This is a genomic window from Halomonas campaniensis (genome assembly GCF_014193375.1).
Classification (GTDB): domain Bacteria; phylum Pseudomonadota; class Gammaproteobacteria; order Pseudomonadales; family Halomonadaceae; genus Halomonas; species Halomonas campaniensis.
In genome coordinates, this window is the sequence record NZ_JACHZF010000004.1 from 104,433 (window position 1) to 118,304 (window position 13,872).

Annotated in this window: 13 protein-coding genes; 9 read left to right on the forward strand and 4 right to left on the reverse strand. The window is 69.9% G+C overall.

Features of this window, described 5'->3' with window-relative positions:
• Positions 1 to 73 precede the first annotated feature (73 nt).
• Positions 74 to 289, reverse strand: coding sequence for a PA3496 family putative envelope integrity protein (locus BDK63_RS03410; RefSeq protein WP_183329923.1), 216 nt, complete (start codon positions 287 to 289; stop codon positions 74 to 76).
• A gap of 249 nt (positions 290 to 538) precedes the next feature.
• On the opposite strand from BDK63_RS03410, the gene hexR reads away from it, so the two are divergent.
• From hexR to BDK63_RS03425, 3 genes are all read left to right on the forward strand, one after another.
• Positions 539 to 1,396, forward strand: coding sequence for a transcriptional regulator HexR (gene hexR / locus BDK63_RS03415; protein WP_183329924.1), 858 nt, complete (start codon positions 539 to 541; stop codon positions 1,394 to 1,396).
• Between the two features lie 51 nt (positions 1,397 to 1,447).
• Positions 1,448 to 3,652, forward strand: coding sequence for a DNA helicase II (uvrD, locus tag BDK63_RS03420; RefSeq protein ID WP_183329925.1), 2,205 nt, complete (start codon positions 1,448 to 1,450; stop codon positions 3,650 to 3,652).
• Between the two features lie 146 nt (positions 3,653 to 3,798).
• Positions 3,799 to 4,887, forward strand: coding sequence for a TRAP transporter substrate-binding protein (locus BDK63_RS03425; RefSeq protein ID WP_183329926.1), 1,089 nt, complete (start codon positions 3,799 to 3,801; stop codon positions 4,885 to 4,887).
• A gap of 78 nt (positions 4,888 to 4,965) precedes the next feature.
• Here the strand turns inward: BDK63_RS03425 and BDK63_RS03430 are convergent, their stop codons facing one another.
• Positions 4,966 to 5,373 (reverse strand): acyl-CoA thioesterase, encoded by a 408-nt coding sequence (locus BDK63_RS03430; RefSeq protein ID WP_183329927.1) that lies wholly within the window; start codon positions 5,371 to 5,373, stop codon positions 4,966 to 4,968.
• Between the two features lie 134 nt (positions 5,374 to 5,507).
• Between BDK63_RS03430 and BDK63_RS03435 the strand changes: the two genes are divergently transcribed.
• The 6 genes from BDK63_RS03435 to cysZ all read left to right on the forward strand — a co-directional run bounded on the left by BDK63_RS03435 (position 5,508) and on the right by cysZ (position 11,807).
• Positions 5,508 to 6,467, forward strand: a complete 960-nt coding sequence (locus BDK63_RS03435; protein WP_183329928.1) for a PstS family phosphate ABC transporter substrate-binding protein — start codon at positions 5,508 to 5,510, stop codon at positions 6,465 to 6,467.
• Between the two features lie 75 nt (positions 6,468 to 6,542).
• Positions 6,543 to 7,766, forward strand: a complete 1,224-nt coding sequence (locus BDK63_RS03440; RefSeq protein WP_183329929.1) for an ABC transporter permease subunit — start codon at positions 6,543 to 6,545, stop codon at positions 7,764 to 7,766.
• The gene (pstA, locus tag BDK63_RS03445; RefSeq protein WP_183329930.1) at positions 7,763 to 9,295 is read left to right on the forward strand and encodes a phosphate ABC transporter permease PstA; all 1,533 of its coding nucleotides are present in this window, start codon (positions 7,763 to 7,765) and stop codon (positions 9,293 to 9,295) included. Before BDK63_RS03440 ends, pstA begins: the two co-directional genes overlap by 4 nt.
• Before the next feature lie 86 nt (positions 9,296 to 9,381).
• Entirely contained in the window at positions 9,382 to 10,197 is an 816-nt protein-coding gene (gene pstB, locus BDK63_RS03450; protein ID WP_183329931.1) for a phosphate ABC transporter ATP-binding protein PstB, read from the forward strand.
• Between the two features lie 25 nt (positions 10,198 to 10,222).
• A complete protein-coding gene (phoU, locus tag BDK63_RS03455; protein WP_183329932.1) occupies positions 10,223 to 10,951 on the forward strand; it encodes a phosphate signaling complex protein PhoU in 729 nt (242 codons plus the stop codon).
• A gap of 103 nt (positions 10,952 to 11,054) precedes the next feature.
• The gene (cysZ, locus tag BDK63_RS03460) at positions 11,055 to 11,807 is read left to right on the forward strand and encodes a sulfate transporter CysZ (RefSeq protein WP_183329933.1); all 753 of its coding nucleotides are present in this window, start codon (positions 11,055 to 11,057) and stop codon (positions 11,805 to 11,807) included.
• A 10-nt stretch (positions 11,808 to 11,817) separates the two neighbouring features.
• Here the strand turns inward: cysZ and phoR are convergent, their stop codons facing one another.
• Positions 11,818 to 13,134: a phosphate regulon sensor histidine kinase PhoR gene (gene phoR / locus BDK63_RS03465; protein ID WP_183329934.1), complete on the reverse strand. Its 1,317-nt coding sequence runs from the start codon at positions 13,132 to 13,134 to the stop codon at positions 11,818 to 11,820.
• A 1-nt stretch (position 13,135) separates the two neighbouring features.
• The gene (gene phoB, locus BDK63_RS03470) at positions 13,136 to 13,825 is read right to left on the reverse strand and encodes a phosphate regulon transcriptional regulator PhoB (protein WP_183329935.1); all 690 of its coding nucleotides are present in this window, start codon (positions 13,823 to 13,825) and stop codon (positions 13,136 to 13,138) included.
• Positions 13,826 to 13,872: the final 47 nt, after the last annotated feature.

Genomic DNA, 13,872 nt, shown 5'->3' on the forward strand with positions numbered 1-13,872 from the left:
AACCCCCTGCGAGCCCCGCCCCGGCGGGGCTCGCGACGTCTGGGTCCCGGTGGCCCGTCGGCGGGCCGGGAAGTCAGTGCATCTCGTCGTCGACCAGTTCGTCCTCGGGCAGCTCGGCGATGTCCCGGGACAGCCGCTTGAACTCCTCGTGGAGCTCGATGCCGCGCCGGGCGCGCAGGTTGCGCTGGGCGGCGGTGCGGGAGCGATGCTCGTGTTCGACGACTTCCATGCTCATGAAGATGTCGAGAAGCTCGCTCTTCAGGGAGGTTAACCGTTCGACATTGCGCATGATCGACTCTCCTGTGTCTTGCTCGCGACACTGCAATTACTACTATACCGCACTTGACAGAATGATGACGTCGTGGGCGTTTCGCCACAACGCTGGGCCAACGCAAGGGCATCGGCCGCCCGGCCGGTCAGAATGCCGCGGCCGGTGCGCATCCCTGCCCGGGTTGGGGCATACTGTAGACATGTTCCCTCTATCCGATCCGTCGTCTCGCCCGCTTGGCGCGGCGGCCCGCAAGCAAGGAGTCCCCTCGTGAGCCGTGCCCTGTTCGATGAGATGAGGCGTCGCATGGAGCACTTCCGTCGCTCCGAGCAGAAGGTGGCGCGCTTCGTGCTGCGCAACCCCGAGGAAGTCATCCACATGCGCATCGTCGACCTGGCCACCGAGGCCAAGGTCAGCGAGCCCACCGTGGTGCGCTTCTGCCGGGCGCTGGGCTGCAACGGCTTCCAGGACTTCAAGCTCAAGCTGGCCCAGATGCTGGCCACCGGCAGCCAGTTCGCCCAGTTCTCCATGAACGACAGCGACTCGGTGGCGGAATTCTCCCAGAGCATCTTCGACTCCACCGTGGGCACCCTGCTGTCGGTGCGCGACCGCCTCGACAACGAGGCGCTGAGCCGGGCGATCAATGCCCTGGCCATGGCCAATCGGGTGGAGTTCTACGGCTTCGGCGCCTCCGGGGCGGTGGCCTTCGACGCCCAGCACAAGTTCTTTCGCCTGCAGATCTCCACCGCGGCCTATGCCGACCCGCACATGCAGAACATGTCGGCGGTGACCCTCAAGGAGGGCGACGTGGTGGTGGCCATCTCCCAGACCGGTCGCACCCGGGCGCTGGTGGCCAGCGTGCGCCTGGCCCGCGAGGCCGGCGCGACGGTGATCGGCCTCTGCCCCAGCGGCTCGCCGCTGGCCGAGGAGGTGACCCTGCCGCTCTACATCGATGTCCACGAGGACACCGAGATCTACACCCCCATGAGCTCGCGCATCGCCCATCTGGTGCTGGTCGACGTGCTGGCGGTGGGCGTGGCCAAGACCCGCGGACCGAAACTCGCCGAGCAGCTCAGGGAAGTGAAGAAGAGCCTGACGCCGCTGCGCTTCCCGGAGCAGGAGTCGTAGGCACGATATGCTAAGCTGTCCGCCCATTTTCCGAGCAGCGATGCCCTCCCCATGGACGACGTCACGGCGATCCTCGATCATCTGAATGCCGCCCAGCGCGAGGCGGTGAGTGCCCCCCAGGGCAACATGCTGGTGCTGGCCGGTGCCGGCTCCGGCAAGACCCGGGTGCTGGTGCACCGCATCGCCTGGCTGATGCAGGCCGAGGGGCTCTCGCCCTATGCGGTGCTCGCCGTGACCTTCACCAACAAGGCGGCCCGCGAGATGCGCACCCGCCTGGAGTCGCTGCTGGGTCTCTCCCTGCGCCACGTCTGGGTGGGTACCTTCCACTCCATCGCCCACCGCCTTCTGCGCACCCACTGGCAGGATGCCCGGCTGCCCCAGCACTTCCAGATCATCGACTCCGACGACCAGCTGCGCCTGGTCAAGCGGTTGCTCAAGGACCACGGCATCGACGACGAGCGCTTCCCGCCGCGCCAGGTGCAGTCGTTCATCTCCGGCTGCAAGGAGGAGGGGCTGCGTCCCCACCAGGTGGACGTCCATGGCGACGCCTACCTGGCCCAGATGGTCGAGCTCTACGAGCGCTATCAGCTCACCTGCGAGCGCGGCGGGCTGGTCGACTTCGGCGAACTGCTGCTGAGAAGCCTGGAGCTGCTGCGCGACAACCCGGCGCTGCTGGCCCACTACCGGGAGCGCTTCGCCCACGTGCTGGTGGACGAGTTCCAGGACACCAACACCCTGCAGTACGCCTGGCTGAAGCTGCTCAGCGGCATGCAGACGCCGATGACCGTGGTCGGCGACGACGACCAGTCGATCTACGGCTGGCGCGGGGCCCGCATCGAGAACATCCGCCGCTTCGAGCGGGAGTTCCCCGACACCCGCACCGTCCGCCTGGAGCAGAACTACCGCTCCACCAGCGCCATCCTCGAGGCCGCCAACGCCCTGATCAGCCACAACACCGAGCGCATGGGCAAGGAGCTGTGGACGGACGGGGTCCGGGGCGAGCCGATCTCGGTCTACAGCGGGTTCAACGACCTGGACGAGGCGCGCTTCATCGTCGATACCATCCGCGAGAAGGTCGAGGAGGGCATCAACCGCCGCGAGATCGCCATCCTCTACCGTTCCAACGCCCAGTCCCGGGTGCTCGAGGAGAGCCTGATCCGCCAGGGCATGCCCTACCGCATCTATGGCGGCCAGCGCTTCTACGAGCGCCTCGAGATCAAGAATGCCCTGGCCTACCTGCGGCTGCTGCTCAACCGCGACGACGATGCCTCCCTGGAGCGGGTGATCAACGTGCCGGCCCGGGGCATCGGCACCCGCACCGTGGAGATCCTGCGTACCCGCGCCCGGGAAACCGGCGTCTCGCTGTGGCAGGCCCTCCACGACGGCCTGGCCGACGGCGGCCTCAAGGGGCGGGCCGGCAGCGCGGTGAAGGCCTTCGCCGACCTCATCGAACGGCTCGACAACGATACTGCCGGCCTGGCGCTGCACGAGATCATCGACCAGGTGATCGAGGCCTCCGGGCTGATCGAGCACCACCGCAGCGAGAGGGGCGAGAAGGGCCAGGCGCGGGTGGAGAACCTGGAGGAGCTGGTCACCGCCGCCCGTGCCTTCACCCAGGGCGAGACCTTCGACGCGCCGGAGGCCGGCGAGGGGGCCGCGGCGCTGGAGGCCTTCCTCTCCGAGGCGGCGCTGAACGCCGGCGACCACGAGGCCGACGAGTTCGAGGACAGCGTGCAGCTGATGACCCTGCACTCCGCCAAGGGGCTGGAGTTCCCGGTGGTGTTCATCGCCGGGGTGGAGGAGGGGCTCTTCCCCCACCGCATGTCCCTGGAGGAGCCCGGCCGCCTCGAGGAGGAGCGACGGCTCTGCTACGTGGGCCTGACCCGCGCCATGCGCAAGCTCTACCTGACCCACGCGGAGATCCGCCGCCTGCACGGCAAGGAGACCTTCCAGCGCGCCTCGCGTTTCCTGCGCGAGATACCCGAGGAGTTCCTCGAGGAGGTGCGGCTGCGGGGCCAGATCTCGCGGCCAGTGACGGCCGGCCGGCCGGTGCCCGGGCTGCGCCAGACCTCGGTGCAGGGCGGTGGTGACCTGCCCTCGCTGTCGCTGGGGCAGCGCGTCCAGCACCCGGTGTTCGGTGAGGGGGTGATCCTCAACGCCGAGGGCGAGGGGGAGCGCGCCCGCGTGCAGGTCAGCTTCGAGGGCGAAGGGGACAAGTGGCTGGTGCTGGGGTTCGCCAAGCTGACGCCGCTCTGATCGAGGGCGTTCGGCGAATTTCCGTTGACGTTTCCGTCAGCTCCCGGACTTGTGGGCCAATTCGGCCTTGGCGCATACTCGGCGATGGACACATCGCGCCGAGTCGAGCGCGAACCTCAGAACAAGCTTCCTGGAGTCATGCCCGCATGCAACGCCGCAACTTCCTCAAGACCCTGGGTGCCGGCGCCGCCGGTGTCGCCGCCGCCCCCTTTGTTTCCACCGCCAGTGCCCAGGAGACCATCACCTGGGACATGGTGACCTCCTGGCCCAAGAACTTCCCGGCGCTGGGCACCGGCGCCAACGAGTTTGCCCAGCGCATCGAGGCGCTCTCCAACGGCCGCATGCGCATCCGCGTGCACGGCGCCGGCGAGCTGGTGCCGGCCCTGGAGGTCTTCGATGCGGTCGCCGCCGGTACCGCCGAGATGGGCCACTCCGCCTCCTACTACTGGCGGGGCAAGGTCGCCGCGGCGCAGTTCTTCACCGCGGTGCCCTTCGGCATGAACACCACCGAGACCAATGCCTGGATCTACCACGGTGGCGGCCAGGCGCTGTGGGACGAGATCTACGCCAAGCACAACCTCAAGCCCTTCGCGGTGGGTAACACCGGCGCGCAGATGGCCGGCTGGTTCAAGAAGGAGATCAACTCCCTCGAGGACATGCAGGGGCTCAAGCTGCGCCTGCCGGGCCTGGCCGGCGAGGCGATGAACCGCATCGGCGTCACCACCGTGAACATGCCGGGCTCCGAGATCTTCACCTCCATGCAGACCGGCGTGCTCGACGCCGCCGACTGGGTCGGCCCCTACAACGACCTGGCCTTCGGCCTGCACCAGGTGGCGGACTACTACTACACCTCGGCCTGGAACGAGCCCTCGGCCATCCTCGAAGGCACCGTCAACCTGGATGCCTGGAACGCCCTGCCGGACGACCTCAAGGCGGTGGTCACCGAGGCCGCCCGCGCCTCCAACCTGGCGATGATCAGCGAGTTCACCTTCCGCAACGCCCAGGCGCTGGAGACCCTCGTGGACGAGCACGGCGTGCAGCTGCGCACCTTCCCGGAGGATGTCATGGCCGCCCTCTTCGAGGCTTCCAAGGAGGTCATCCAGGCGCAGGTGGACAGCGACCCCGACTCCGCCAAGGCCTACGAGTCCTACCAGGCCTTCCAGCACCTGGTGCGCCCGTTCAGCGACGCCGGCGAGTTCGAGTACCTCAAGGCCCGTGCGGCGGCCGGCGCCTGATCAGACGCCGAGCGAAGCGATGCAACGAGGGCGCCGGCAGGCGCCCTCGTTGCGTTCCCGGCCGTGTAACGGGCCGGCTCACTCCCGCTGGCGCACCGCGCGGATGCGGCCGTTGTCGTCCAGGGCCACCATCACGAAGCGGGCCTCGGTGACCTTGTGCAGTTCGTCGGGGTCGCGCTCCTGGGGCTGGCGGATCCACACCTCGACATCGATCTTCACCGAGCTGTGGCCGATCTCGCGGACCGCGGTGAAGATGTTGACCACCGAGCCGACCCGTACCGGACAGAGGAAGTCCATGGCCTCGATGGCCACGGTGGCGGTGCGCCCGTGGGCCTCGCGACCGGCGGCCAGTTCGGCGGCCTGGTCCATGTGGGCCGCCAGCCACCCACCGGCAATGTCGCCGTGAAGGTTGGTATCCTGGCGGCTGGCGAGCAGCTTCAGGGTCAGCTGGCCCTGGGGAGCGGGGATGTCGTCGAGGTCTGTCATGACACTGTCATCTTCCTGGCTTGTTATTGTGGCGCCATGTGTGGGATGGCAAATCGGGGGCCATGGTATACGCATGTCGTGCCACGTCACCAGCGCTGCGACACCATGCCCCGCGACCCGTCTGGGGAGAGATCATGATTCCGGGCAGAACGAGAGCAATAACCTGGCTGGGCGCGCTGCTGCTGGCCCTGGCGGCGATGACCGCGGTGGCCGAGGAGGCCGCCGAGGAGGTGGCCGGGACCCTGGGGGCCGTCGGGTCGGACACCCTGGCGGGGCTGATGCTGCGCTGGGGGGAGCGCCTCGGCGAACGTCATCCCGGCATCAGGCTGCAGCTCCAGGCCAGCGGGTCGGCCAGCGCGCCGGCAGCGCTGATCGCCGGCACGACCCGGCTGGGGCCCATGTCGCGGCCGATGACCGGGGAGGAGCGGGAGGCCTTCGTGGCGCGCTATGGCTATCCTCCCCTAGAACTGGAGATCGCCCGGGATGCCCTGGTGGTGGTGGTGCATCGCCACAACCCCCTGGAGAGCCTGCGCCTCACCGAACTGGACGCGATCTTCTCCGACACGCGGCGCTGCGGGGCCGAGTCGGCGATCGACCGCTGGAGCCAGCTGGGGGTGACGCTCCCCGGCGATCGCATCGTGCTGCACGGGCGCAACGTGGCCTCCGGCACCCACGGCCTGTTTCGCCGGGATGCGCTGTGCGGCGGGCACTTCCGGCTGCGCCTCAACGAGCACCCCGGCTCGGCGGCGGCGGTGGCGGCGGTGGCCGCCGAGCCCTCGGCCATCGGCTATGCCGGCCTCAACCACCTGACGGCCAGCGTGAAGGCCGTGGCGAGGCGCGACGCCGCGGGGCGACTCCATCGGCCCGGCCCCGAGACGGTGCGCAGCGGCGACTATCCCCTGGCGCGCGATCTCTACCTCTACGTCAACCTGCCCCCCGGCGGGAGGCTGCCGGGCCCGGAGCAGGCCTTCATCGACCTGGTGCTGTCCCCCGAGGGTCAGGAGATCGTCGAGGAGATCGGCTTCGTCAGGCTCTCCGAGGCGGTCCGCGAGCGCCAGCGGGCCCGGCTAGCGGCCGGCCCGCCTGCCGGCTGAGCCTGTCACGCAACTGTCACGCCAATGTCGTAATGTGATGATCCACCCCTGTTCCATGACTCCCCGGGAGCGGCCATGATCGACCCCCTGCCGCCCAAGCCTGTCCCCCGACGCCAGCGGCTGCGGCGCGGCCGTGACCGCCTGGCCACGGCCCTGATCACCGCCGGGGGCATCGGCGTGGTGGTGGCCGTGATGGCCATCGGGGTCTTCCTGGCGCTGGAGGTGGTGCCGCTGTTCCTTGCCGAGGACCCCCAGGTGAGCTGGCGCGGGCTCTGGCTGCCGCAGCCCATCGAGGGTCACGAGCTGCCCCAGCACCGCTGGCAGCCCGACACCCTGACGGCGGAGGAGTCGCCGCGCTACGGGATGGCCCCGCTGGTCTGGGGCACCCTGAAGGCGGCCTTCTGGGCGCTGCTGTTCGCCGTGCCGCTGGCGCTGGGGGCCGCGGTGCACTCGGCCACCTTCATGTCGCGGCGGCTGCGCACCCGCCTCAAGCCAACCCTGGAGCTGATGGAGGCACTGCCGGGCGTGGTCATCGGCTTCGTCGCCGGCCTGGTGCTGGCCCCCTGGGTGGAACGCCACCTGGCCGGGGCCTTCTCGCTGGTGGCGGTCCTGCCGCTGGGCATGCTGCTGGCCGGGCTGCTCTGGTCGCGGCTGCCGGCGAGCCTCGCGCAGCGGCTGCCGCCGGGCTGGGCCGGGCTCTGGCTGATGCCCTGGCTGGCGCTGCTGGTGATCCTGTCGCTGTGGCTGTCGCCCTGGCTGGAGGCCCGGGTGTTCGGTGGCGACCTGCGCGGCTGGCTGGAGGCCGCCCTGGGGCTCGACTACGCCAGCCGCAACGCGCTGATCGTCGGGCTGGCCATGGGCTTCGCGGTGATCCCCGGCATCTACGCGCTGGCCGAGGATGCGCTCTCCGGCGTTCCCCCGAGCCTGGGCGAGGGGGCCCAGGCGCTGGGCGCCACCCGCTGGCAGACCCTCTGGAAGGTGGTGCTGCCGGCGGCCGGGCCGGGGATCTTCAGCGCGGTGATGATCGGGGCCGGCCGCGCGGTGGGGGAGACCATGATCGTGCTGATGGCCAGCGGCAACACCGCGCTGATGACCCTGAGCCCGCTGGAGGGGATGCGCTCCATGGCGGCGAGCATCGCCATCGAGCTGCCGGAGGCCGCGCCGGGCGGGACCCACTACCGGCTGCTGTTCCTGGCCGCCCTGCTGCTGTTCGTCTTCACCTTCCTGGTCAATACCCTGGCCGAGCTGGTGCGGATGCGCCTGCGTCACCGCTATCGTCGCCTGGGGAGGGGGGCATGAGCCGGCGGCTCCCCCGGGCGCGGGGCGAGGGGCCATGGCCCTGGCTGGCCGCGGGCAGCGTGGCGCTGTCGCTGCTGATGCTCGGCGGGCTGCTGGCCCTGCTGGCCGTGCGCGGTCTCGGCCACTTCTGGCCCGCCGCCGTGGAGCAGGTGGCCCTCGCCGACGGCCGGCTGCTGGCGGGCCAGCCGGTCCGGGAGGAGCGCCGCTTCGACGGCGAGGGCCGCGAGCGGCTCTACCGCACCGACAACCGGGACCTCGACGGCGGCATCTGGACCTGGGTGGCCGTTGAGGCCATCGAGCGGGTGGAGACGCCCCGCGAGCTGCTGGTGCTGGAGCGCCGCCGCTGGGGCAGCTTCGTCGGCTGGCTGGTCGCCATGGAGGGGGTGGACGGCCGCCACGCCGGCGAGGCCGCCTGGCCGGCCCTGCAGGCGCGGCTGGCGGAGATCCAGGCGTTGCGCCGTGAGCGCGACGAGCTGCGCGACCGGGTCGTGGTGCCGCTGGTGCGGCGCCTGGAGCAGGAGGCCGGCAGCCGGGCGGAGCTGGCCGAGGCCAACGCCCGGATTCGTGCGCTGCAGGCGCGCATGGGCGGTGACACCCTGGTGCTGGAGAGCGTCGATGGCCGCCGTCTCGAGCAGCCGCTGGAGGAGGTGCTGCGCGCCTGGCGCCCCAATGCCATGTCGCCCCTCGACAAGCTTGCCGCCTGGGGGCAGGGCGTGTGGCGCTTCCTCGCCGAGGACCCCCGCGCCGCCAACAGCGCCGGCGGCGTCTGGCCGGCGATCTTCGGCACGGTGCTGATGGTGCTGCTGATGTCGGTGGTGGTGACGCCCTTCGGCGTGCTGGCGGGCATCTACCTCAACGAGGTGGCCCACCAGGGCCCCCTGACCCGAATGGTCCGCATCGGGGTACGCAACCTGGCCGGGGTGCCCTCCATCGTCTACGGGGTGTTCGGGCTGGGGGTGTTCGTCTACGGCATCGGCGGCTCGCTGGACGAGTGGTTCTTTGCCGAGGCGCTGCCGTCCCCCACCTTCGGTACCGGCGGCCTGCTGTGGGCCTCGCTGACCCTGGCCCTGCTGACCCTGCCGGTGGTGATCGTGGCCACCGAGGAGGGGCTCGCCCGGGTGCCCGATCACCAGCGCGAGGGGGCCCTGGCGCTGGGCGCCACGCGGATGGAGATGCTCACCCGGGTGGTGTTGCCGATGACGATGCCCGCCATGCTCACCGGGCTGATCCTGGCCGTGGCCCGGGCGGCCGGCGAGGTGGCGCCGCTGATGCTGGTGGGAGTGGCCAAGCTGGCGCCCCAGGTGCCGGTGGACGGTGACTTCCCCTTCCTGCATCTTGAGCGAAAGTTCATGCATCTGGGCTACCACATCTACGACGTGGCCTTCCACGGCGGCGATGTCCAGGCCGCGCTGCCGCTGGTCTATGCCACCGCGCTGCTGCTGGTGCTGGTGATCCTGGTGCTTAACCTGACTGCAATATTCCTGCGCCATCATCTGAGGGCGCGTCATGGGGCGCTGCCGCGCCACTGAACGTCGGCGCCAAGGCGCCCATGTTCAGTGGCGCCGAGGCGCTCATGTTCAGTGGCGCCAAGGCGCCGGGGAGAAGTGTCACCGCGATGTCCGTGTTCTCGACGCCGCATCCGGCCCCGTCCGGACCGATCATCGACTTCGACCGCGAGGCCAGCTGCCTGGAGATCGAGGGGCTGACCCTGGCCTACGGCGACAAGCCGGCGCTGCGCGATCTCACCCTGAGGATCCCGCGGCATCGGGTGACGGCCTTCATCGGGCCCTCCGGCTGCGGCAAGTCGACGCTGCTGCGGGCGCTGAACCGGCTCCATGACCTCAACGAGGAGGTCCGGCGCGAGGGGCGGATCCGGCTGGAGGGCGAGGACATCCATGCCCCCGAGGTGGCGGTGGCCGAGCTGCGCCGGCGGGTGGGCATGGTCTTCCAGGCCCCCAACCCCTTCCCCATGTCGATCTACGACAACGTGGCCTTCGGGCTGCGGCTGCAGGGCGGGATCCGCAAGCGCCAGATGGACGATATCGTCGAGTGGGCGCTGCAGTCGGCGGCGCTGTGGGAGGAGGTGAAGGACCGCCTGAAGAGCTCGGCCTGGGCGCTCTCCGGCGGCCAGCAGCAGCGCCTGGTGATCGCCCGTACCCTGGCGGTGCGCCCCGAGGTGCTGCTGCTCGACGAGCCGGCCTCGGCGCTGGACCCCATCTCGACGCTGAAGATCGAGGAGCTGATCCGCAACCTGAAGTCGCAGCTGACCCTGGTGCTGGTCACCCACAACATGCAGCAGGCCGCGAGGGTCTCCGACTACACCGCCTTCCTGCAGCAGGGCGAACTGGTGGAGTACGGCTCCACCGATACCCTCTTCACCAACCCGCGCCTGCGGCGCACCGAGAACTACATCACCGGGCGCATGGCCTGACGGCCCGGCCCCCAAGGAGAGTCCCATGGACATCACCAGCGACATCCACAGCCAGCATATCTCCCGGCAGTTCAACCAGGAGCTGGAGGAGCTCAAGACCCACCTGATGGCGATGGGAGGCCTGGTCGAGAAGCAGGTCCAGGATGCCGTCAGCGCGCTGCTCGAGAGCGATTCCGCCCTGGGCCAGCGGGTGGTCGACAACGACCGGGCGGTCAACGACATGCAGATCAAGATCGACGAGGAGTGCACCCAGGTGCTGGCGCGTCGCCAGCCCACCGCCTCCGACCTGCGCCTGGTGCTGGCGGTGATCCGTGCCGCCTCGGACCTGGAGCGCATCGGCGACGAGGCGAGCAAGATCGCCCGCAACGCTATCGACCTGATCGACGTGGGCAACGGCAGCCGCGGGTTCGTCGAGGTGCGGATGATCAGCGAGCACGTGCGGCGCATGGTGCGCGATGCCCTGACCTCCTTCGCCCGCTTCGATACCGAGCTGGCGCTGCAGCTGGTCCACGAGGACGAGGAGGTGGACAACGAGTATCGCAGCGCCATGCGCTCGCTGATGACCTTCATGATGGAGGACGCCCGCTCGATCTCTCCCATCCTCAGCCTGATGTGGATCCTGCGCGCCCTGGAGCGCATCGGCGACCACGCCAATAACCTGGCCGAGTACGTGGTCTACCTGGTCAAGGGCCTGGACATCCGCCATACCGACCCGGACGACCTGGACGAGCAGGCGATCACCCGCAAGGGTTGATCGCGGTCAGCGAATCGTCGTCAATGGCGTAGGCGCTTTTCCCGGGGAGGGTCGCAGGATCCTCCCCGGGAGATGTAATCGACCTCCTGCTAGAGACGACGAAATGCTCGACGCCTTCACGGCCCTGACCCGCGGCACCCGCCTGGTCTACTCCCGCGGCCTGCGCCGCTATGTCTTCCTGCCCATCACCGTCAACCTGCTGGTCTACGGCGCCATGCTGCGCTACGTGCTGGCCAACTTCGGCGGCTGGCTCGAGGGCTGGATGGCCATGGTCCCGGGCTGGCTCGCCTGGCTCGAATGGCTGATCTGGCCGCTGTTCGTGGTCAGCCTGGTGGTGATCATCTTCTTCACCTTCACCCTGGTGACCCACCTGATCGCCGCGCCCTTCTACGGCTTCCTGGCGGCGAAGGTGGAGGTGGTGGCCACCGGCCGGCCGCCGCTGGACGACCGTGGCCTGCTGAAGACCGCCGTGGATGCCCTGGGCCGGGAGCTGGTCAAGCTGGGCTATATCCTGCCGCGCATGGCGCTGCTGTTGGTGGTGAGCTGGATCCCCGTGCTGAACGTGCTGGCCCCGCTGCTGTGGCTGGCCTTCTCGGCCTGGGTGATGGCGATCACCTACCTGGACTACCCCATGGACAACAACAAGGTGAGCTTCGCCGACATGCGCCGGCGGCTGTCGTCCCGCTGGTGGCCCACCCTCACCTACGGCGGCTGGGTGACCCTGATCACCTGGGTGCCGCTGGCCAACCTCTTCCTGCTGCCCGGCGCCGTGGCCGGGGCGGTGCTGATGTGGGAGCGCCACTATCGCGGCCTGGTGCCGGCCCGGTCGCCCTCGCCGGGCGGCCCCGGGACGTGACCCGGCAGCCTCAGGCGTGGACGCTGCGCGGGGACTCGCTCGGCGCCGACAGCCGCTCGGCGGGGAAGAGGCAGCGGAACAGCGCGCCCTGGCCGGGCCGGGACTCGATCTCCAGGCGGGCGTCGTGGCGCAGCAGCACGTGCTTGACGATGGCCAGCCCCAGGCCGGTGCCGCCGGTGGCGGTGCTGCGCCCCTTGTCGACCCGGTAGAAGCGCTCGGTCAGGCGCGGGATATGCACCGGGTCGATGCCCTCGCCGTCGTCCTCCACCTCCAGGCAGGCGCCCTCCGGATGAGGCCGCCAGCGCAGCACGATGCGGCTGCCCGGCGGGGTGTAGCGCACCGCGTTGAAGGCCAGGTTGGAGATCGCGCTGCGGATCTCCTGCTCGCTGCCCACCAGGGACGCGGCCTCCTCCCGCTCCACGGTGACCGTCTGGCGCCCGCCGGAGAGCGCCTCGGCGTCGCGGCGGACGCTGTCGAGCAGCTCGTCCATGGCCAGGGGGGCGTGGTCCTCGCCGCCCCGGTCGGTCTCCAGCCGCGACAGCAGCAGCAGGTCCTCGACCAGGTTCTGCATGCGATGGGCCTGCTGCTGCATCTGCCCGAGGCCGCGGGCAAACCGCGGCGGCAGCTGGTCGGCATGGTCGGCGTAGGTCTCGAGATAGCCCGCCAGCACGGTCAGCGGCGTGCGCAGCTCGTGGGAGACGTTGGCCACGAAGTCGCGGCGCATCTGCTCCAGGCGGTGCAGGCGGGTGATGTCCCGGGCCATCAGCAGCCGCTCGTCGTCGCCGTAGAGGGTGATCTGGAACTGCAGGATCATGCGCTCGTCGATGGGCGAGGGCAGGGTGAGGGGCTCGCGGTAGTCGCGGGCGTGGAAGTAGTCGATGAAGCGCGGGTCGCGCACCAGGTTGGTGATGTGGTGGCCCCGGTCATGGCTTGCCTTGAGGCCGAGCATGCGTTCGGCGGCGCTGTTCCACCACTCCATGTCGCCGTGGCGGTCGAGCATCACCACGCTGTCGCGCATCGCCTCGGAGGACTCCTGGATGCGCCGCAGGGTGCCGAGCAGCCGGCCCTGGGTGATGCGCTGGCCCTTCTGGTAGCGGTAGAGCCGGTCGAGGAGGTCCCCCCACAGGCCGCTGGCGGCGGGCGGCTCCGCCTGGGGATTGAGGGTCAGCCAGCGGTGCAGGGCGCGCAGCTGGTAGAGGTGGAAGGCGAGGCAGGCGGCGAGCCCCGCGGCGAGGCCGGCGGCCGGTGCCGAGAGCAGCCAGCCGGTCGCGAGCCCGAGGCCGGCCAGCAGGACGAGGCGCCACAGTTCCCGCTTCCAGAGGCTCACGTCAGCCCTTGGCGGAGAACCGGTAGCCGGTGCCGCGTACGGTCTGCACCAGGTGCTGGTGGCGGTCGCCCAGCGCCTTGCGCAGCCGGCGGATATGCACGTCCACGGTTCGCTCCTCCACATAGACATTGCCGCCCCACACCTGGTCGAGCAGCTGGCTGCGGGTGTAGGCCCGCTCCTGGTGGGTCATGAAGAACTGCAGCAGGCGATACTCGGTGGGGCCCATCTCCACGGCGCGGCCGTCGGCGCTGACCCGGTGGCTGACCGGGTCGAGCAGCAGCCCCTCGACCTCCACCGGGTCCTCGACCCCGCGCGGGGTGGTCCGTCGCAGCACCGCCTTGAGGCGGGCCACCAGCTCGCGGGGCGAGAAGGGCTTGGTGATGTAGTCGTCGGCCCCGGCCTCCAGCCCCTGGATCTTGTTGTCCTCCTCGCCCTTGGCGGTGAGCATGATGATCGGCAGCTCGGCGGTGGTCTCCTCGCGCTTGAGCCGGCGGGCCAGCTCGATGCCGCTGGTGCCGGGCATCATCCAGTCCAGCAGCACCAGGTCCGGCTGGTGGTCCACCACCATGGCGTGGGCGGTCTGGGCGTTGTCCGCCTCGAGGACGTGATAGTCGGCCATCTCCAGCGCCACCGCGATCATCTCGCGGATCGGCGCCTCATCATCGACGATCAGAACGGTCTTGGCGGTCATCCGGAAGCCTCGTGTACTGTGACGGGTCGATGACGATCACACCATGC

Bases quoted from the DNA above. Each gene is read 5' to 3' on its own strand.
- BDK63_RS03410 (WP_183329923.1), bottom strand. From the start codon at position 289: ATGCGCAATGTCGAACGGTTAACCTCCCTGAAGAGCGAGCTTCTCGAC.
- uvrD (WP_183329925.1), top strand. From the start codon at position 1,448: ATGGACGACGTCACGGCGATCCTCGATCATCTGAATGCCGCCCAGCGC.
- BDK63_RS03425 (WP_183329926.1), top strand. From the start codon at position 3,799: ATGCAACGCCGCAACTTCCTCAAGACCCTGGGTGCCGGCGCCGCCGGT.
- BDK63_RS03430 (WP_183329927.1), bottom strand. From the start codon at position 5,373: ATGACAGACCTCGACGACATCCCCGCTCCCCAGGGCCAGCTGACCCTG.
- BDK63_RS03435 (WP_183329928.1), top strand. From the start codon at position 5,508: ATGATTCCGGGCAGAACGAGAGCAATAACCTGGCTGGGCGCGCTGCTG.
- BDK63_RS03440 (WP_183329929.1), top strand. From the start codon at position 6,543: ATGATCGACCCCCTGCCGCCCAAGCCTGTCCCCCGACGCCAGCGGCTG.
- pstA (WP_183329930.1), top strand. From the start codon at position 7,763: ATGAGCCGGCGGCTCCCCCGGGCGCGGGGCGAGGGGCCATGGCCCTGG.
- pstB (WP_183329931.1), top strand. From the start codon at position 9,382: ATGTCCGTGTTCTCGACGCCGCATCCGGCCCCGTCCGGACCGATCATC.
- phoU (WP_183329932.1), top strand. From the start codon at position 10,223: ATGGACATCACCAGCGACATCCACAGCCAGCATATCTCCCGGCAGTTC.
- cysZ (WP_183329933.1), top strand. From the start codon at position 11,055: ATGCTCGACGCCTTCACGGCCCTGACCCGCGGCACCCGCCTGGTCTAC.
- phoB (WP_183329935.1), bottom strand. From the start codon at position 13,825: ATGACCGCCAAGACCGTTCTGATCGTCGATGATGAGGCGCCGATCCGC.